The 17242-nt window shown below is 60.8% G+C and carries 16 protein-coding genes, 1 tRNA gene and 1 other RNA gene; 7 read left to right on the forward strand and 11 right to left on the reverse strand.

Features of this window, described 5'->3' with window-relative positions:
• Nucleotides 1-42: 42 nt before the first annotated feature.
• The 3 genes from QRN54_RS14670 to QRN54_RS14680 are packed head-to-tail and all read right to left on the reverse strand — an operon-like array spanning nt 43 to nt 3052.
• Entirely contained in the window at nt 43-1095 is a 1053-nt protein-coding gene (locus QRN54_RS14670) for a beta-keto acid cleavage family enzyme (RefSeq protein WP_042447742.1), read from the reverse strand.
• Nucleotides 1096-1147: 52 nt separating this feature from the next.
• Nucleotides 1148-2047 carry a TauD/TfdA dioxygenase family protein gene (locus QRN54_RS14675; RefSeq protein ID WP_007731564.1) on the reverse strand — a complete coding sequence of 300 codons (900 nt, stop codon included), beginning with the start codon at nt 2045-2047 and terminating at the stop codon, nt 1148-1150.
• 30 nt (nt 2048-2077) lie between these two features.
• The gene (locus QRN54_RS14680) at nt 2078-3052 is read right to left on the reverse strand and encodes a quinone oxidoreductase family protein (protein ID WP_285182336.1); all 975 of its coding nucleotides are present in this window, start codon (nt 3050-3052) and stop codon (nt 2078-2080) included.
• Nucleotides 3053-3252: 200 nt separating this feature from the next.
• On the opposite strand from QRN54_RS14680, the gene QRN54_RS14685 reads away from it, so the two are divergent.
• Nucleotides 3253-4257, forward strand: a complete 1005-nt coding sequence (locus QRN54_RS14685) for an AraC family transcriptional regulator (RefSeq protein WP_073512843.1) — start codon at nt 3253-3255, stop codon at nt 4255-4257.
• Here QRN54_RS14685 and QRN54_RS14690 read toward each other — a convergent pair.
• Nucleotides 4250-5296, reverse strand: coding sequence for a YeiH family protein (locus QRN54_RS14690; RefSeq protein WP_285182337.1), 1047 nt, complete (start codon nt 5294-5296; stop codon nt 4250-4252). The two genes, QRN54_RS14685 and QRN54_RS14690, sit on opposite strands and share 8 nt — an antisense overlap.
• A 101-nt stretch (nt 5297-5397) precedes the next feature.
• Between QRN54_RS14690 and QRN54_RS14695 the strand changes: the two genes are divergently transcribed.
• On the forward strand, nt 5398-6306 hold the full coding sequence (locus tag QRN54_RS14695; RefSeq protein WP_003943906.1) for a LysR family transcriptional regulator: 909 nt from the start codon (nt 5398-5400) through the stop codon (nt 6304-6306).
• A gap of 7 nt (nt 6307-6313) precedes the next feature.
• On the opposite strand, the gene QRN54_RS14700 is transcribed toward QRN54_RS14695, so the two are convergent.
• The 4 genes from QRN54_RS14700 to ffs form a co-directional block, all read right to left on the reverse strand.
• Nucleotides 6314-6895, reverse strand: a complete 582-nt coding sequence (locus QRN54_RS14700) for an HhH-GPD-type base excision DNA repair protein (RefSeq protein ID WP_003943868.1) — start codon at nt 6893-6895, stop codon at nt 6314-6316.
• An 18-nt stretch (nt 6896-6913) separates the two neighbouring features.
• Entirely contained in the window at nt 6914-8269 is a 1356-nt protein-coding gene (locus QRN54_RS14705) for a glycosyltransferase 87 family protein (RefSeq protein ID WP_285182338.1), read from the reverse strand.
• 98 nt (nt 8270-8367) lie between these two features.
• The gene (locus QRN54_RS14710) at nt 8368-9660 is read right to left on the reverse strand and encodes an aspartate aminotransferase type Ic (RefSeq protein WP_003943985.1); all 1293 of its coding nucleotides are present in this window, start codon (nt 9658-9660) and stop codon (nt 8368-8370) included.
• Nucleotides 9661-9701: 41 nt separating this feature from the next.
• Nucleotides 9702-9801, reverse strand: an RNA gene (gene ffs / locus QRN54_RS14715) — signal recognition particle sRNA small type.
• Nucleotides 9802-9937: 136 nt separating this feature from the next.
• Here ffs and QRN54_RS14720 point away from each other — a divergent pair.
• The 3 genes from QRN54_RS14720 to QRN54_RS14730 all read left to right on the forward strand — a co-directional run bounded on the left by QRN54_RS14720 (nt 9938) and on the right by QRN54_RS14730 (nt 12697).
• Nucleotides 9938-10025: transfer RNA gene (locus QRN54_RS14720), tRNA-Ser, on the forward strand.
• Between the two features lie 358 nt (nt 10026-10383).
• Nucleotides 10384-11649: a Fic family protein gene (locus QRN54_RS14725; protein WP_054188620.1), complete on the forward strand. Its 1266-nt coding sequence runs from the start codon at nt 10384-10386 to the stop codon at nt 11647-11649.
• A gap of 229 nt (nt 11650-11878) precedes the next feature.
• Nucleotides 11879-12697: a pentapeptide repeat-containing protein gene (locus tag QRN54_RS14730; RefSeq protein ID WP_054188621.1), complete on the forward strand. Its 819-nt coding sequence runs from the start codon at nt 11879-11881 to the stop codon at nt 12695-12697.
• Between the two features lie 9 nt (nt 12698-12706).
• Here the strand turns inward: QRN54_RS14730 and QRN54_RS14735 are convergent, their stop codons facing one another.
• A complete protein-coding gene (locus QRN54_RS14735) occupies nt 12707-13015 on the reverse strand; it encodes a DUF6191 domain-containing protein (protein ID WP_007731580.1) in 309 nt (102 codons plus the stop codon).
• Nucleotides 13016-13149: 134 nt separating this feature from the next.
• Here QRN54_RS14735 and QRN54_RS14740 point away from each other — a divergent pair, with 134 nt between their 5' ends.
• Together QRN54_RS14740 and QRN54_RS14745 are read left to right on the forward strand one after the other, a co-directional pair.
• Nucleotides 13150-13821 (forward strand): response regulator transcription factor, encoded by a 672-nt coding sequence (locus QRN54_RS14740; RefSeq protein ID WP_007731581.1) that lies wholly within the window; start codon nt 13150-13152, stop codon nt 13819-13821.
• A 39-nt stretch (nt 13822-13860) separates the two neighbouring features.
• Nucleotides 13861-14640, forward strand: coding sequence for a helix-turn-helix domain-containing protein (locus tag QRN54_RS14745; RefSeq protein ID WP_003943809.1), 780 nt, complete (start codon nt 13861-13863; stop codon nt 14638-14640).
• 22 nt (nt 14641-14662) lie between these two features.
• Here QRN54_RS14745 and QRN54_RS14750 read toward each other — a convergent pair whose 3' ends face one another.
• Together QRN54_RS14750 and argE are read right to left on the reverse strand one after the other, a co-directional pair.
• Nucleotides 14663-15952 carry an MFS transporter gene (locus tag QRN54_RS14750; RefSeq protein WP_054188622.1) on the reverse strand — a complete coding sequence of 430 codons (1290 nt, stop codon included), beginning with the start codon at nt 15950-15952 and terminating at the stop codon, nt 14663-14665.
• Between the two features lie 26 nt (nt 15953-15978).
• Nucleotides 15979-17166 carry an acetylornithine deacetylase gene (gene argE, locus QRN54_RS14755; protein ID WP_285182339.1) on the reverse strand — a complete coding sequence of 396 codons (1188 nt, stop codon included), beginning with the start codon at nt 17164-17166 and terminating at the stop codon, nt 15979-15981.
• Between the last annotated feature and the right edge of the window lie 76 nt (nt 17167-17242).

Genomic DNA, 17242 nt, shown 5'->3' on the forward strand with positions numbered 1-17242 from the left:
GCGGTTCGTACCCCCGGAACTGTTGTACGAGAGGGTGTGAACTCAGGCGTGCTGCGTGAATCCCAGCTGGCCGATCCGGCGGTTGGGCGCGTAACCCAGCTTCGCCAACGTCTCGTCGGTGTCGGCATACGTCTCGCCGATCCGGTAGATGTCCCGAGCTTCCTTCGCGGTAGCCACCTCGCGGCCCAATTCGCCTGCAATGCGCACCAACTGCTCGATCTGCTGCACCGACGTCATCTTCTCGCCCTTGCGGCCCCAGATGGTGTCCTCGTTGCCGCAACGAGCGTGCAAGCCCATCGCGATGGCCATCGTGTTCACCGGCAGGACGCTACGCATCAGCGTTTCCAGCGTCAGGCACGCACCGTCGGGAACACGCTGGACGAAGTTCATCATGTTGTACGGGTTGGGGCCGTCGAAACCGCCGCCGATTGCGACCCACGTGAGGTTGACCGGACCCGTGTAGATGCCGCGTCGGATCAACCGCTCCACCGTTTCGAGCTGCGGAATACTGGACAACTGGAAATGCGGCTGGATTCCAGCGGCCTGCAACCGGCGCAGGTGCTCTGCCACCCACTCCGGACCGGCGGGCACAGTCATTTCCCGATACGTATCGGCCAATTCCGGACGCTGCATCGACGTACCCGCGATGTCGTCGTCGGTCATCAGTTCCATGATGTTCATCTGGCTGGTGTTGATCGCGATCGTCACCTGATCGGGAGCCGGGTCCAATTCCGCCAGCATGTGACGCACGTCGTCGGACAACCACTTCGCATCGGCACCTTCCCCCTCCGGGGCAAACGAAATCGACCCGCCGACCTGCAGAATCATCTCGGGAACGGCCTCACGCAAGCGACCGAGAAGCTCGTTGAACTTCGACAGACGCTTCGAGCCCTTGCCGTCGAGTTCACGCACGTGGATGTGGAGAACTGTGGCACCGGCGTTGAAACAGTCGACGGCTTGCTGGACGTGCTCGTCCATCGACAGAGGGAGGTCTTCTGCAAAATCGTCCGGCTCCCACTCCGGTCCGTAGGGAGCAACGGTGATGACAAGCTTGTCCTGGGTTTCGGGGAACAGTGAATCGTCGTGGAAATGCATAGCGTGACTCCGATCGAGTGAATGAATTTATCTTCGGGGCTGGGAAGAGAGATCAGAACGGTGCGTCGCCGATGATTCCGGCGCGCTCCATCTTTCGAACCGCGGGCCAGTAGTCCTGCACCGCGTAATGCTGTGTCGAACGGTTGTCCCAGATCGCGACGCTGTTTTCGGTCCAGCGCCACCGAACCTGGTACTCGGGAATCTGAGCCTGGCTCGCCAGGTAAGTGAGCAGATTCCCGGCGCCGGGGGCGTAATCGATTCCATAGCGGACGTTCTCGGGCGTGTGATAGTTCACGAGGTGTGTGGCGAACGAATTGACGAAGAGAATCTTCTCGCCGGTCTCCGGATGTGTTCGTACCACGGGATGTTCGGCGTCGGGAAAGCGTTCCTTCAGCTGGTGCCGCTGTTCGATCGGCATCCGAGCGCCGAAGGTCGACTCGATACTGTGCCTGGCACGCAGATCCTTGATCTGCTCCTTGACCCGCGCCGGCAGATTTTCGTAGGCGAGTGCCATGTTCACCCAAATCGTGTCGCCGCCGACAGGAGGTGTTTCCACACAACGCAATACACATCCCATGGGCGGGTTAACGCGCCAGGTGGCGTCGCAGTGATATGCATTCTCGAAATGCTCCGGCGGGCTGTCCAGATCCTTGTAGATGCGGACCAGGCCCGGGTGGTCGGGGTCGCTGCCCAGAGCCGGATGATCCTCGAGTTCACCGAATCGCTGGGCAAGTTCTACGTGCTCGGCTTTGGAGAAGGTCTGGTCGCGAAAGAACAGAACCTTGTGTTCGAGCAACAATGCCTTGATTTCGGCGAAGAGTGCATCATCTCGCGCGACCTCGCCGAGATCCACCCCGGACAACTCTGCCCCGATCGAACAGGTCAATTTCTCGACGCGGATCGTATTCCTCGACGAGGGAAGGTTTTCTGTGAGCGTTGCGGTGTTGGTCATGACAATTCCTCTGGGAAGTGCTGTTTCGGTTCAGACGGAGAAGACGGAGGAACCGATACTGCGACCGGACTCCATGTCGTGGTGCGCACGCACCGCATCTTCGAGGGGGTATCGCTGGTTGATCTCGATCTTCATTCGCCCGGACTCGACGTGTGAGAACAGTTCGCCCGCCAGTTCGGCACGTTCTTCGGGATCCGCGATGTAATCGGCGAGAGCCGGACGTGTGAGGAAGAGTGATCCCTTGACTGCCAACTGCATTGCCTGAATCGGCGGAGTCGGTCCGGACGCCGTTCCGAAGCACACCAGCAGCCCCCGCCTGGCAAGGCAATCGAGAGAGATGTCGAACGTGGATTGCCCGATACTGTCGTAGACAACCGGCACGCCGACGCCCCCGGTGATCTCCTTGACACGCGCGACGACGTCCTCGCGGGTGTAGATGACGACTTCATCGCAACCGTGAGCTCGGGCAACGCTCGCCTTCTCGTCGCTCGACACCGTTCCGATCACTTTGATTCCCAACAGTTTTGCCCACTGGGTGAAGATCAGTCCAACCCCGCCCGCCGCAGCATGTAGCAACACGGTGTCTCCCGCTTTCAACGGGTAGATGCGACGCAGAAGGTAGGCGGCAGTCAGTCCTCGCATGGTCATGGCGGCCGCGGTGTCGAAGGCGATGCCGTCGGGTAGCGCGATCAGGTCGGACGACGCCATGATCCGCTCGGTGGCGTACGCACCCAGCGGACTGCCGGTGTAGGTCACACGGTCCCCCACTGCAAAATCGACTACTCCCTCGCCGATCTCTTCGACCACACCGGCGCCCTCGACGCCCATCCCGGCAGGCAATTGCGCAGGATAGAGGCCACTTCGAAAGTAGGTGTCGGCGAAGTTCAACCCCACCGCTTCATGACGAACCCGAACCTCTCCGGCGCCCGGTCGTCCTACCTCGATCTCTTCCCAACGCATGACGGACGGTGTGCCGATCTCGTGGAACCGAATGGCGTTTGCCATCAATGCTCTCCAATTCTGTGGGCGGGCTCGACTCGATTGCGGTCGAGCTGTATTCGTACGCAACAACTTCCAGAAGTCGGTGCTCGACTTCGTGGTCGTGCCGAACTGATGTGAACAAAACTATGTGAGATCCGGCTCACATGCTTAACTTGACGAGACACACAACACAACATTTCGGGACATCGAGTAAAGGGGGCCCTATGAAGCCACTCGCCCGCTACGCGTCACTGAACCGATACGTCGACCTGTGCCGAACAGTGGACGTGGACGCTGTGGCCCTCATGAGAAGTGTCGGCCTGAGCCCGGCAAGCCTGGCGAACCCCGACCAATGGGTACCGGCCGCCTCCATCGCATCGCTCCTGGAGCGATCGGCAGCGGAGTCCGGACACGAAGACTTCGGGCTTCTACTCGCCGGCCTGCGTCGACTGTCCAATCTCGGCCCCCTCAGCTTGGTCATCAGGGAAGAACCAGACGTCAGGAGCGCACTCGACGTATTGATGCGATACGAGCACACGTACAACGAGTCATTACGCATTCGATTGAACGAGGTCAACGGACTCGCCACCCTGCGAATCTCGCTCGAGGTCGGCGAACCGGTCGACACCAGACAGGGCGTCGAACTCGCAGTCGGCGCGACACTGCAGATCCTGCGGAGTTTCCTGGGTTCTCGATGGCAACCGGTCAGCGTGGGATTCACGCACAATGCCCCGAAAGACACGAGCACGCATCGGCGAATCCTCGGCGAGACGGTGGAATTCGATCACGAGTTCACCGGTATCGTTTTCTTCGCCGCCGACCTGGATGCGGCTAACCAACTTTCCGACGAGTTACTCCGGCCGTACGCTCGCCAGTTCCTCGACTCGCTTCCCGCCTCGGAAACCTCCGATACCCTCAGCCGCACCAAGGAATTGATCGAAGTTCTGCTTCCGACCGGCCGCTGCTCTGTCGAGCAGGTGGCACGCAGTCTCGGATTCGACCGGCGGACACTGCACCGTCATCTCGCCGAATCCGGAGATACGTTCACGGCCGTTCTCAATTCGGTTCGAAGCTCCCTCGCGGAACGATTTGTCTCCAACCCTCGCTATTCGTTGACCGAAGTGGCTGTGCACCTCGGGTTTTCGACGCAGGGTAGTTTCTCGCGCTGGTTTCGCACTCAGTTCTCGATGAGCCCGAGCGCGTGGCGGACTCAGCGCTCGATCAGCTGACCAGCACGACTCCGACGTAGGCGATCGTTGCCACCCACACAGTGGAAATCGCGGCCAGCACGAATGGCCGGGCGCCAACTCCACGAATGACGCTCAACCGCACCCCCAGCCCGAGTGCGAACATCGCGGCGGCCAACAGCGCCGTCTGCACCGTCTTCGCCAGCCCCAGAAGCTCATCCGGCAAGATGCCCGTGGAGCGCAAGCTCATGCAGCCGATGAATGCCACGACGAACAACGGAATCAGCGGGGGACGCTTGGCGGCAGTGCTGTCGACCATCCTGCGTTGCCGGATACCCAGAAACGCCATGACCGGCGCCAACATCAACACGCGCGCAAGTTTAACCACGGTCGCGACGCCCAACGCGGTGGCGCCGAGAGCGCTGCCGGCAGCCACCACTTGCGCCACTTCGTGGATCGACCCACCGGCCCACATGCCTGCACCGACCTCGTTCATACCGAAAGCGTTGGCCAACAGTGGGATTGTCGGAATCATCAGAGTTCCGAAAATCACCACCAACGCAACAGCGGTGAGCAACTCTTCCTCTCGTGCATTCACCACACCGTCCGCAGCAGCCACGGCGGCAGCGCCACAGATCGAGAAGCCGCAGGCAATCAGAATTCTCTGCGACCAACTCAATCCGAGAAGTTTTCCGGCATACATGGTCCCGGCGATACCGAGGAACACAATCGCCACCACAACAGCGATCACTCCCCAGCCCAAACCGACGATGTCGGAGAACATCAATTGCAGCCCGAGCAGAGCGATACCCACCCGAAGTAGCCGTTTCGCCGAGAATGCCAGGCCAGGTTGGAATTTCGCCGGCAAAGAGACGGTATTCGCCAACACCGCACCCGCCACGATCGCAATCAGCAACGGACTCACGGCGGAGGTGAACTGACCGGCTATCAGCGCGACCGTGGCCCCCAAGGCGCACAACGCAACTCCGGGCACCAATGCAGCCACACTGGACCACCGTCGTACTTCTGACGAAGGTGCGACTGCGGGTTTCTCGGCCACGGACTTCACATCACGGTTCACTCATCCAGCGTCCTTGAGCCACCATCGCTCCGGTAGGGCGATTTCTACCATCACGGCATATCAAATCGATATGAACGTGAAGTTCGGTATAGCCTGTTTGCATGACCAGACGGTGGCCCGACCTCACCACTCTCGAGCTACTCATCGGCATCGATGATCACGGAAGTCTCAGTGCGGCAAGCCGTTCAGCAAACATTGCGCAGCCGAATGCCAGCCGCGCCGTCAAAGCCCTCGAGCGGCAGCTCGGGATGCCCCTCATACACCGAAGGTCGACGGGGGCGACTTTGACTCCGCAGGGGACCGTCATCGTCCACTGGGCGCGCCGCGTCCTCGCCAACTCGAGGCAGCTTCTCGACGTCGCCGAAGGGATGCGGACCGAACGATCCGCGGAATTGACCGTGTGTGCCAGCATGACCGTCGCCGAACATCTGATTCCGGCCTGGCTCGGTATCTTTCGGTCACTACATCCTGGTGTCACCGTCCACCTTCAGGTCTACAACTCGACCCGCGTCCTCGAGGCTGTCGAGGTGGGAATGTGCGACCTCGGATTCGTCGAGTCACCGACCGTTCCGAAGAGCCTGTCCAGCGTCACCGTCGCGCGTGACTCGCTGGTCGTGGTCGTTCATCCGGATCATCCATGGGCGCGTCGACGAAAGCCGCTGACCGTCGCCGAACTGGCAGCGACGCCGCTGCTGGTGCGCGAGCCCGGATCGGGAACCAGAACGACTCTCGACCTGGCGTTACACGAATACGAGCGCGGTGCACCGTTGTTGGAACTGGGTAGTTCGGCCGCGATTCGAACCAGCGTGCTCGGTGGCGTCGGCCCGGCGGTACTGAGCACGCTGGCCGTCGAGGACCAGGTGAAGCAGGGAGAACTTCGGGTGGTAGCCGTCGAAGGCTTGGAACTCGACCGATCCCTGCGCGCAGTGTGGCGTCCCCCGCGTCAGCTCGAGGGTCCCGCAGGAGACCTGATGAAAGTAGTGCGTGCGAGCGGGTCCCGGAAATCCTGAAAGCGGCTTACTTCTTGTCGGCCTTCGCTGCTGCCTTTGCGGCCTTCTTGAACTCGCGGACCTCGAGCAAAGACTGTTCGTCGACCACGTCTGCAATCGAGCGCCTCGAACCTTCGAGCCCGTAGTCGCCGGCCGCTTGGCGCCAACCTTTCGGCTCGACGCCGATCTGTTTTCCGAGCAACGCCAGGAAGATCCGGGCTTTCTGATCCCCGTAACCGGGTAGGGCTTTGAGCCGCTTCAGTACTTCCTTGCCGTCGGGATTTCCCGAAGTCCAGATCGCCGCGGTGTCGCCGTCGTAGTTCTCGACGATGAACTGGCACATGAGCTGGATACGCTCGCCCATCGACTTGGGGAATCGGTGCACAGCCGGAGGCTCGGCACAGACGGCGATGAACTCGTCGGTGTCCATGTCGGCGATACGCCTGACGTCGATACCGCTGAGCCGATCCGCCAGCTTCTTCGGACCGAGGAAGGCCGTTTCCATCGGAACCTGTTGATCGAGAAGCATTCCGATCAACAACGCCAACGGGTCCTCGGCCAGGAGGGCATCAGCTTCGGGGTCACCGACAAGGTTCAGTTGAAGTGCCATGAGTCCGATACTGCCACGTCAGGCGGCAGTTGTGACCGGCGCCGACGCATCCGGGGCCGGAATCTTCCACTTCTTCCAGCCGAACAGAACCACCGTCGAGACCGCGGCAAGCGTGAAGACCCAGAGGTAGACGCCGACGGTCGGAATCCGCAGATACTCGGGCGGCACGAACATGAACAGGCCCATTCCGATGAAGCGATCCGTACCCGGAATGACCGACGGGTCCCACCAGGTGTGAGACCAGTTCAAGACCGGGAGCAGGAAAACGAACGGCGCCACCCACGCCCAGCGCTTCTTCGACACCATCGCGTAGTGCGCGGCGAGGACGACCAGCGGGACGAACCACACCCAGTGATGGCCCCACGAGAACGGCGAGACAGTGGTCGCAGTCAACCCCGTCATGGTGAGGCCGAGCAATTTCTGGCCGTGCCGGTGAGCAATCCACGCGGCACCGAGTCCGAGGCATACCGCCAGCGCACTGAAGACTAGGACCAGGACCCGCGACGGCGTCGGAGTGTGAGTGAGCTGAGCGATCAGACCGGACACGGACTGGTTGCTCGGAGCATCCGTCGGTCCGACGCGTTCGCTGTCGACAAGAGTGCCGGTCCAGTACTTGTACGCATCGTTGTAGATCACGACGAAGCCGATCGCAACGGTCGCAGCGAACGTCACGACGGCCGTCACCAACGCACGCCATTGACGAGTGATGAAGAGGTACGCCCAGAAGAAGGCCGGAGTGAGCTTCACGCCGGCGGCGATGCCTGCCCCGATTCCTCGGAGCCGACTCTTCTCGTCCCGACCGAGGTCCCACACGATCAAGAGCAGCAGGAAGATGTTGATCTGCCCGAGCCAGAGCGTCGTACGTATCGGTTCCATGAACAGAAAGATCGTCGTCGCCAACGCACTCACGGCGTACGCCTTCACGTCGAGCCGATAACCGAGATACTTCCAGCACAACACGATCACTGCGAACAACGCAGCGATGTTCAAACCCGTCCACACGACAATCGCCTGTTTGAACGAGAGCACCGCCCACACCGTGAACAGCAAAGCCGCAAACGGGGTGTACGTGAACATCATTCCGTCCAGGACTGGCCCGTCGTACAATGGAAGGCCCTGAACCACAACGCTGCCGCCGTGGCGGTAGACGTCGAGATCGAGGAAATTTTCGAAGATCCCCCAGTACCGCGTATTCATCGGCACGGCGAAAAGAACCATCAGCACGGACGCGACTGCCAGAACACCGAGTGCAGAGAATCCGAGAACACCGACACGGAGGGTGCGTCGCGGTATGTCAGCTTCGATGACCGACTCTGATTTCGCGGTGTGCGCCTCGAAAGAAGGCCCATCCGAAGCGTTGATCGCGCCCGTCACTACAACCTCCGGGATTTACACCCTATGTCGGGAATTGATGCTCCGAACGGTACAAGACGAGACCGAAAAGTACCGACCGGGCACGCCGCTTCGAGAACTCAGATCTCGGAGAGACGCGATTCGGTAGCTGCGAGCAGAACACACGTAGCCACGCCGTCCATGGCAACTTCGAGTTCAGCCTTGGACGGGAAGCTCGGGGCCAACCGGATGTTCCGGTCATCCGGATCCGTGCTGTACGGGAAAGCCGACCCGGCAGCGGTGAGCGCGATACCCGCGTTCTTCGCCAGTTCGATGACCCGCTTGGCCGTGCCGTCGACCACGTCGAGGCTGATGAAGTATCCGCCCTTCGGCTCGGTCCAAGACGCGACCTTCGATGCACCGAGACGATCCTCGAGGATCCGCAGTACGAGCTCGAACTTGGGCGCGAGGAACGCGCGATGCTTCTCCATGTGCGCACGAACGCCGTCGGCATTGCCGAAGAAACGCAGGTGGCGAAGCTGATTGACCTTGTCCGGTCCGATGCTCTTCTTGCCCAGGAACTTCTGGTACCAGGCAAGGTTTTCCGCCGAGCTACCGAAGAAGCTCACACCAGCGCCGGCGAAAGTGATCTTGGACGTCGACGCGAACACGAGCGGACGGTTGGGGTGTCCGGCCTCCGCTGCCATCGAGAGAATGTCGTAGGAAGGCGCAGTCTCGCCGACAAGCGGATGTACGGCGTACGCGTTGTCCCAGTACAGGCGGAAGTCGGGCGCGGCCGTCGGCATCGACGCGAGCGTACGGACAATTTCTTCGGAGTACACGGCACCGGTGGGGTTCGCGTAAACCGGAACCGCCCACATGCCCTTGATCTGCGGATCTGACGCAACAAGTTCGGCGATCTTGACGACATCCGGGCCGTCGTGGTTCATCGGCACCGCGATCATCTCGATGCCGAGGGACTCGGTGATCGCGAAGTGGCGGTCGTAGCCCGGTGCCGGGCAGAGAAACTTGATCTTCTCTTCCTGTGCCCACGGCCGGGCCGAATCCGGTGTGCCATGAAGCAGTGAGAACACGACGTTGTCGTGCATGATCTCGAGGCTCGCGTTGTTTCCGGCGAGAAGGTTCGCAACGGGGATACCCAGCAGCTCGCCGAAGATGGCGCGCAGTTCCGGCAGACCGGTGAGTCCGCCGTAGTTACGGCAGTCGGTGCCGCTTCCGTCACGGAAATCACCGTCGCCGGGCAGCGTCAGCAGCTCTGCGGAAAGGTCGAGTTGTTCCGGGGAAGGCTTACCGCGGGTCAGATCGAGTGCGAGCTTCTGCGCCTGGAGCTGCGTGTACTTCGCGCTCTGGCTCTCATGCTCGGAGGTGAGTTCTTCATGGCTCATCAACCCGATCTGGGTTTGGATAGGCATCCGGAGCGGCCTTTCACCGACGAGGCGGGGTCGGGTATGTGAAAAAATAGAGGACCCCGCGCACCCGGCAGAGCCCGTTGACCCTTGCTGCCTTCCGGCCCTGGGGGAGTTCACAGGATGCGCGCCGCGCGGGATCCAATGAACAGTGTAGACGGCTTTCGCCGGCCGCTGCACACCACCTACCGGGGCCGAGATGCAAACCTCGAGTTCCACCGGTTCTTCGCAGGTCAGGTACCCGTTTAACGCTTCGCGCCCGCAATTGGGTATGCTGCTCCACGGAGGATTCGCCTAGTGGCCTATGGCGCTCGCCTGGAACGCGGGTTGGGTTAACGCCCTCAGGGGTTCAAATCCCCTATCCTCCGCCAAAGGAACCCCTGTGAACTGCTGAGAAGCGGTTCACAGGGGTTCTTTTCTGTCCTCATGCAACGAGTAATGCAACAGGGTCTCGGTTCAGCTCGATGTTCTGCGAGCTCAGACGGTCTGCCGACTCGTGGTGGTTTCGATCCCGCAGCGCGCCGAATCGGAATGCTGCTGCGTGATTTCGAGTGGCCCGCCGATGGCCCGAACCCGATTCGGGAAGCTATGGCCACATCTGCTCCTGCAGCCCGCGTTGGTCATGAAATGACACCCGCGCCGCAAGTCTTATTTATCCAGATCCCATTCTGGATAAGATAGGCATGGAAAGCAAGGCGGCAATATAGCGTGGATACAGGGAGAGACCAGATGGCGTACAGGACGTTGAAATCGATCTTTCACCAACGAGATCGTGCTGGTGCCGATGCTGAGGAGCGAGCGCGACGCGATTCTCCCGCCGCCGTCCACTGGGACCTACTGATCGGCGAACACTCGACGTTCGCACTGATGACACCCGAAGTCGCAGCGCTGATCGAACGGATCATGAGCTTCGAGCCGAAGATCCGGGCTGAGTGGAACGGGCTGCCTGCCCTCGCGCGCACCCACTACCTGCATCGCATGGTGATCGACGAGATCCAGGCAACGAACGAGATCGAACAGGTCCGCTCAACCCGGAAGGAGATCAGCGAGGCAATCGAGATGGTGTGGGCGGAGCAACCCCTCGCGAACAAGCGGTTCGCCGAGATGGTGCGGCTCTATCTCAATATCGGCAACGACCAGGCCGAGAGTCCGCAGACGCTCGACGACATCCGAGACGTCTACGACGCGGTAACTCGGGGCGAGATTCGCGACGAGGACGCCCCCGATGGGAAGCGGTTCCGGCAAGGGCCAGTATCGATCACGTCAGGAATCAAGGTCGTGCACACCGGTGTGGTACCCGAGTCAGCGATCGACGACGCGCTGACCCTCATGCTGAGCCAGGGGGGCGACGACTCGATTCCACGACTGATCAGGGCAGTGGTCGCGCACTTCATCTTCGAGTACACGCACCCGTTCTACGACGGCAACGGCCGAACCGGACGCTACCTTCTCGCGCTGGACCTTCGACAGGTGTTGGCTCCGTATGCGAGCCTGGCATTGTCGGCGACCGTCGCCGACAACAAGGATCGTTACTACAAAGCATTCTCTGACGCGGAGAATCCATTGAACCGCGGAGATCTGACGCCCTACCTGATCGATATGCTGGAGATCATCGCCGAGGGGCAACATCGACTGCTGCTCGACCTCTCCGAGAGGCGGCATAAGATCGACACACTCGAGGCGCGTATCCGCGTTCTGGTGGAGGATGAGGAATTTCCGCTGAACTTGGGACTCGATCGCGAGTCGACGCCGCCGGTTGATAGCAACCACATCGGCGCAGTCCTGTTCACCCTGGGTCAGGCCCACTGCTTCGAGGCGAACCGCGCCATCAAGTTGAACACCCTGGTCGAGGTGGTGGGTCGATCCAGCCAGTTCGCCCGCCCGCGACTTCAGCGCCTGGACGATGCCGGGATCATTGAGACGGTTACGAAGAGACCGCTGCGCTTCCGGCTCACGGCACGGGGGGTATCGCTCCTCGATCTGGATGGGGAGTGATTTTCGCCAGGTCGCAGATGGGCTAGGCGAGCTGGGCCGTCCACCCGATTTTCGACCTACTTCACGAGCGTGGTCCAGAATCACGTCTGCCGGATTGGTACCCCGCAATTTGCGCGGGATACGACCTCGGAGCCGCTGGACTTCTTGCTGCCGAACCACGCAATTTCGTTTGACAGACTCACAAACCCGAGGACAGACTTTCCGTCCAACCCAACCATCGGGAGTACGCGTGATTGCCGGCCAGACCAATCTGCTCGCAGATTGCAGCAGTTGCTTCGGTCTATGCTGCGTCGCACTCCCCTTTTCCAAGTCGTCCGACTTCGCGACCAACAAGAATGCCGGCGACCCCTGCAAGAACCTGCAGGAGGATTTCGGTTGCGGCATTCACACCGGATTGCGAAAGAAGGGCTTCACCGGTTGCACCGTCTACGACTGTTTCGGTGCGGGACAGAAGGTTTCACAGCAGACCTACGACGGCATCAGCTGGCGTGATGTCCCGGAGACCGCGTCGGACATGTTCGAAACCTTCCCTGTCGTACGCCAGTTGCACGAACTGCTCTGGTATCTCGCCGAAGCCCGCTCGCTGAAGCAAACCCACTCGATACGAAAGGAACTCGACGCTGCACTCGCGGAGACGGAAAGCCTGACCAACGGCACGCCTTCGCAGATTCAAGCCGTCGACGTCTCAGCACACCGAGCGGCAGTCAACACACTGCTCTTGCAGACGAGTAACCTTGTGCGCTCACCGATCTCAGGCAAGAAGGGCCGAAAACTCGACCATCGCGGCGCAGACCTCATCGGCGCCAAATTTCGTGGTTCCGATCTACGTGGGGCCAACTTTCGCGGGAGTTACCTGATCGGTGCAGACCTCCGCGACTGCGAACTCGATCGAGCCGATCTGATCGGTGCAGACTTACGCGGCACCGACATTCGCGGCGCAAAACTCCGCGGCAGTATCTTTCTCACTCAGTTCCAGATCAACGGGGCGATCGGCGATTCGGCTACCACACTTCCCGATTCACTGACCCACCCCAGCCACTGGGCCTGAACCCGACTGTCAACTCCGTCGACGGAGAACGACCTTGTTAGCTTCCGGATCGACAGACACCCACGGCGGGTCACCGTCCGTTCCGTCCTCACGATGCATCAATGCGCTCTGACGCTGTTCGAATTCATGATGCTTGGACCCCTGAAACAGGGCAGCAACCTCTTCGAAGCCCGCGGCCGAGACCGGACGAGTCGTACGTCCCCGAGTCCACGGCAGTGCCCGGCCGCCGGTGAGCCGGTTCCAGAGAGTCTCGGCGAAAGCGAACAGGACCAGCAGCACGAGCAAGCCTGGCAGCGTCAACGCGAACAGAGTGCCCATGAAAGAAGTCTAGCGACGAACGCCCCCGGTCCCCTCGACTTCCGATCGGCCGCCCTATGTCTGGTCCCGCGGTCGATGATCTGCCAGAATGCAAGCTGTTACGACTAGTAACACCTTCGGGGGGAGGATTTCACATGAGCTTGATACTTGCAGCTACCGACCGTTCGGAGCTTGCCCAGACACTCGGTACCGAATTAATACATTTCGGGCACCAGATACAGCTCGTCCGCACCGGGCGCCGCCTACTCGATGACCTGGACACCGACAGTTTCGATATCGCCGTGATCGATCTCCTGTTGCCGGACATCGACGGCTACGAGATCGCACGGCAGATCCGCTTGCGTAGTTCGATGCCGATCATGATGCTGGTGGATACCTACGAGGACATCGACGAAGCACCACATCGCGCTGTCTCGGACTTTGTGCTGAACCCGATCGATTCTCACGCGCTCGATCTTCGGGTCACCGCAATCCTTCGTGAAACCGCACATCCCGCCCCCGGCAAACACCAACGTCACGGTGACCTGCTCCTCGATCGACGTGCGATGACGGCGACGATGGGCGGAAAGCTGCTGGTCCTCAGCCGGACAGAATGGCGGGTGCTCCTGGAGCTGTCGACCGAGCCTGGGCGCGTGTACTCACGTGATCACCTGATCCGAAACGTGTGGGGTTCCGACCACGAAAGGACGCGTGTAGTCGATGCAACCATTCTCAGCCTGCGGTCCAAACTCGAATCCGATCCCGCGAAACCGAAGTACATCAAAACCATCAGGGGATTCGGATACCGCTTCGGCCCGGTCGACTGAAGTCGCCTTCGTGTCGGTGCCGCTCGATAAGCTCTTGTCATGGGTTGGTACACACCACAATCGGTCGCCCCGGATCTCTCCGACATCCTGGTGTGTGGCTGGACGGCGTGCGCAGAAGGAGAACACCTCCTCGTGCCCGATGCTTGCATGGACGTGCTGTGGATACGCGGCGTCGGCATACGCGTCTGTGGCCCCGAAACCGCTGCATGGTCATTCACTCTTCCGCCCGGAACACGCTCCGTGGGTGTTCGATTCCGCCCTGGATCGGCATCGCCGATGTTGCGAACCTCGGCGTCCGAGCTTCGGGATTCTCGCGCCGATCTCAGCGATGTAACCGACGCACGCACGGAACGAATACTGTTGAACCGCTTGGAAAATTCCGAAGACCACGAACAGGTCTCCATCCTCGAAAGCGCTGTTCGGAGTTGGGTAAGTTCGAGTTTCCGTCACGATCCGGTGATCAACCACGTTCGCACCGCACTGTCCGAACATTCGTGGAATGTCAGCTCTCTCGCCGACGCGGCGGCACTGACTTCGCGCCAACTCCAACGTCGATGCAACGACGCCTTCGGATACGGCCCGGCAACGCTGCGCTCGATCCTGCGCCTCCAGCGCTTCATGGCGCTCGCTCGCAGTCGACCCGCGCTGGGACTCGCTGAATCCGCAGCGCACTGCGGATTCAGCGATCAGGCCCACTTGACCCGTGAATGCCGCCGGATCTCGTCGCTGACCCCGGCGGCTCTACTCCGCACCCAAGCCCCCGACTGGCACGGGTCGGATACCGTTGTCGCGCTGGCGGAGGGAGACGCGGTCGCGTAATCCCGACCGCGCTCCCCCGCCGTCACTTCTGGCTGAAAAGCGTCCTTGCCGACCACAGCCCACCGAGGGAAAGAACTGCGACGGTCATGTAGTAGTAACTCGGGGCGTCGAGCGAGCCTGTTGTACTGATCAACCAGGTCAAGACCAACGGCGCGATTCCGCCGAGCAAAGTCACTCCGAGGTTGTACGACAATGACATTCCGGTAGCCCGGATCTCTGCCGGGAACAGCGAACTCATCAGGGCGGGCAAGGGACCGAAGGCAAACGCCATGATGACACCCAGGACCGAAACAACCAGGACGAGGGTCAGAGTCGACGGGTGATCGACCATCAATTTGAAAAGCGGCCAGGCCAAGACGATTGCCGCAACGGCGGCCCAGGTCATAACTCTCGCCGGTCCGACCCGGTCTGCTAGATGACCGATCAACGGCACGGTGAACAAGGTGACCAGTCCGGCGACGATGCCGCCGAGATAGCCGGCCGAGGCGGATACTCCGAGGTTCTTCACGGCAAACGTCGGCATGTACAAGATGAGATAGATCGAGATCGTCGCGACGCCCACTACGGCGGCCCCGGTCAGCACCCGGCCGAGATGCCTGGTCAGCGTCGTCTTCAGCGGAGCCTTTTCCGGGACGCTCGTCTTGAAATCGTCCGTTTCGTCAAGCTTGGCACGGATGTAGAGTCCGACCGGCCCGACGATGATGCCGAAGAAGAACGGAACGCGCCAGCCCCACGAGTAGAGCGCTTCATGCGAAAGGTGGGTGTTGAGCACGTATCCGAACAGCGATGCCAGGAAAACCGAGGCACCCTGGCTGGCAACTTGCCAGGAAGAGTAGAACGCCTTCTTGTGTGGCGCAGTCTCCACGAGGAAGGTTGTAGCAGTACCGAATTCACCGCCGGCGGAGAATCCTTGAATGAGACGCGAGACAAGGATGACGACGCCGGCCCACGGTCCGATCATCGAGGTCGTCGGCGCCACGGCCATGATGAGCGTGCCGATCATCATCAGCATCATCGTCAACGTCAAGGCGTTCTTGCGCCCGCGACGATCGGCGTAGCTACCGAGAACCATCCCGCCAAGCGGCCGGATGACGTACGAGATCGCAAACGTCGCGAACGTCAGTATCAAACCGAGCGTGTTGTCGCCGCCGGGAAAGAAATTATGGGCGATCACCACTGCGAATGATGCGTAGACGATGACGTCGAACCATTCGAGCGCGGCGCCGAGCGAACTGCTGATCACCGCCTTGCGAGCAGCGGCCAGGCGTTCCGGGGTGACTGTTCCGGAGGTTGGCGTAGTTGCCGTGGACATGGTTTTCCTTAGGGGGTCAGGGTGGGTCAGGCGCGGGCGTGAGCGATGACGTTCCGAACGAACTGCTCGCACTGTGCCAATTGGTCAAGTGTCACGTACTCGTCAGGTGCATGCGCCTGAGTGATGCTTCCCGGCCCACACACGACAGTGGGGATACCGATAGTCGCGAACATCCCGGCCTCGGTGGCGTACGCGACCTTTTCGTCCGAGGCCCGACCACCCCATTGTTCGACCAGTGCGGCCGCCGAAGCATTCGCATCCGTCTCCAGGGGAGGAACCGAGGCCGACACGTGCATCGTCAGGGAGGCTGACGGGTTTTCTTCCTGCATCAGGTTTTCGATCCGATTCGCCTCGGCGGCAAAGCGTTCGAGCAAATCTGCGGCGCCAGCTGAGCTGATGCTCCTGAATTCGAAAGTGATGGAGCAATCCTCGGGGACAGTGTTCACTGCGATCCCGCCGGATACGAGATTGACCGAACACGTCGTCCAGGCCACGTCGAATGCGTCGTCGTACGGGCCGGACGCACGGAGCTCGTCGGCCGCGCTTCTGACGAATCGAATCAACTCCGCGCCGTATTCGATCGCGTTGACTCCTTGCGGAGTAAGCGACGAGTGCGCCGAAACACCATGCAGATCAACACGTATGACGTTCATCGACTTGTGTGCGCGAATGACCCGCATCTCCGACGGCTCTCCGACGACGCACACATCAGGGCGCAGGTTCCGGGAAACAACCTCCTCGACCAACCCGGCCGCACCGATGCAGCCGACTTCCTCGTCGTAGGAGAATGCAAAGTGAATCGGCTTCGCCAGCGGCCGAGCAACGATGTCGGGGATCGCAGCGACGACGATCCCGATGAACGACTTCATGTCGCACGTGCCACGTCCGTACAGGCTTCCGTCGCGAACGTCGGGCGTGAAAGGCTCGCTACTCCAGTCTTGATCGTCAACCGGCACTACGTCTGTATGGCCGGAGAACATCACACCGCCGGCAGTACTTCCGTCAGGAGGAGTGAACGTTGCCAACAAGTTGAGCTTCGTTCCCTCGTCATCGGCAACAAGTACCGGCTCGACCCCATGGCGACGTAGTTCCGCCGCAATGAGATCGATCAACGGTCGATTGCTCACGGCACTCGTCGTATCGATTCCGATGAGGCGTTGCACCCACTCGAGGCTTCTCTCTGTCGGAACAGCGGGCAACGTGGTCGATGACATCTGGTTTCTCCCTTCACAGCATGAACGCGGTGGGCACTCGCCACCGCGTTCTGCCCTTCGAGCATGAGTGAAGTGA

Source organism: Rhodococcus sp. MEB032 (genome assembly GCF_030208925.1).
GTDB lineage: Bacteria > Actinomycetota > Actinomycetes > Mycobacteriales > Mycobacteriaceae > Rhodococcus_F > Rhodococcus_F qingshengii.

Bases quoted from the DNA above. Each gene is read 5' to 3' on its own strand.
- QRN54_RS14670 (WP_042447742.1), bottom strand. From the start codon at position 1,095: ATGCATTTCCACGACGATTCACTGTTCCCCGAAACCCAGGACAAGCTT.
- QRN54_RS14675 (WP_007731564.1), bottom strand. From the start codon at position 2,047: ATGACCAACACCGCAACGCTCACAGAAAACCTTCCCTCGTCGAGGAAT.
- QRN54_RS14680 (WP_285182336.1), bottom strand. From the start codon at position 3,052: ATGGCAAACGCCATTCGGTTCCACGAGATCGGCACACCGTCCGTCATG.
- QRN54_RS14685 (WP_073512843.1), top strand. From the start codon at position 3,253: ATGAAGCCACTCGCCCGCTACGCGTCACTGAACCGATACGTCGACCTG.
- QRN54_RS14695 (WP_003943906.1), top strand. From the start codon at position 5,398: ATGACCAGACGGTGGCCCGACCTCACCACTCTCGAGCTACTCATCGGC.
- QRN54_RS14700 (WP_003943868.1), bottom strand. From the start codon at position 6,895: ATGGCACTTCAACTGAACCTTGTCGGTGACCCCGAAGCTGATGCCCTC.
- QRN54_RS14710 (WP_003943985.1), bottom strand. From the start codon at position 9,660: ATGCCTATCCAAACCCAGATCGGGTTGATGAGCCATGAAGAACTCACC.
- QRN54_RS14725 (WP_054188620.1), top strand. From the start codon at position 10,384: ATGGCGTACAGGACGTTGAAATCGATCTTTCACCAACGAGATCGTGCT.
- QRN54_RS14735 (WP_007731580.1), bottom strand. From the start codon at position 13,015: ATGGGCACTCTGTTCGCGTTGACGCTGCCAGGCTTGCTCGTGCTGCTG.
- QRN54_RS14740 (WP_007731581.1), top strand. From the start codon at position 13,150: ATGAGCTTGATACTTGCAGCTACCGACCGTTCGGAGCTTGCCCAGACA.
- QRN54_RS14745 (WP_003943809.1), top strand. From the start codon at position 13,861: ATGGGTTGGTACACACCACAATCGGTCGCCCCGGATCTCTCCGACATC.
- QRN54_RS14750 (WP_054188622.1), bottom strand. From the start codon at position 15,952: ATGTCCACGGCAACTACGCCAACCTCCGGAACAGTCACCCCGGAACGC.
- argE (WP_285182339.1), bottom strand. From the start codon at position 17,166: ATGTCATCGACCACGTTGCCCGCTGTTCCGACAGAGAGAAGCCTCGAG.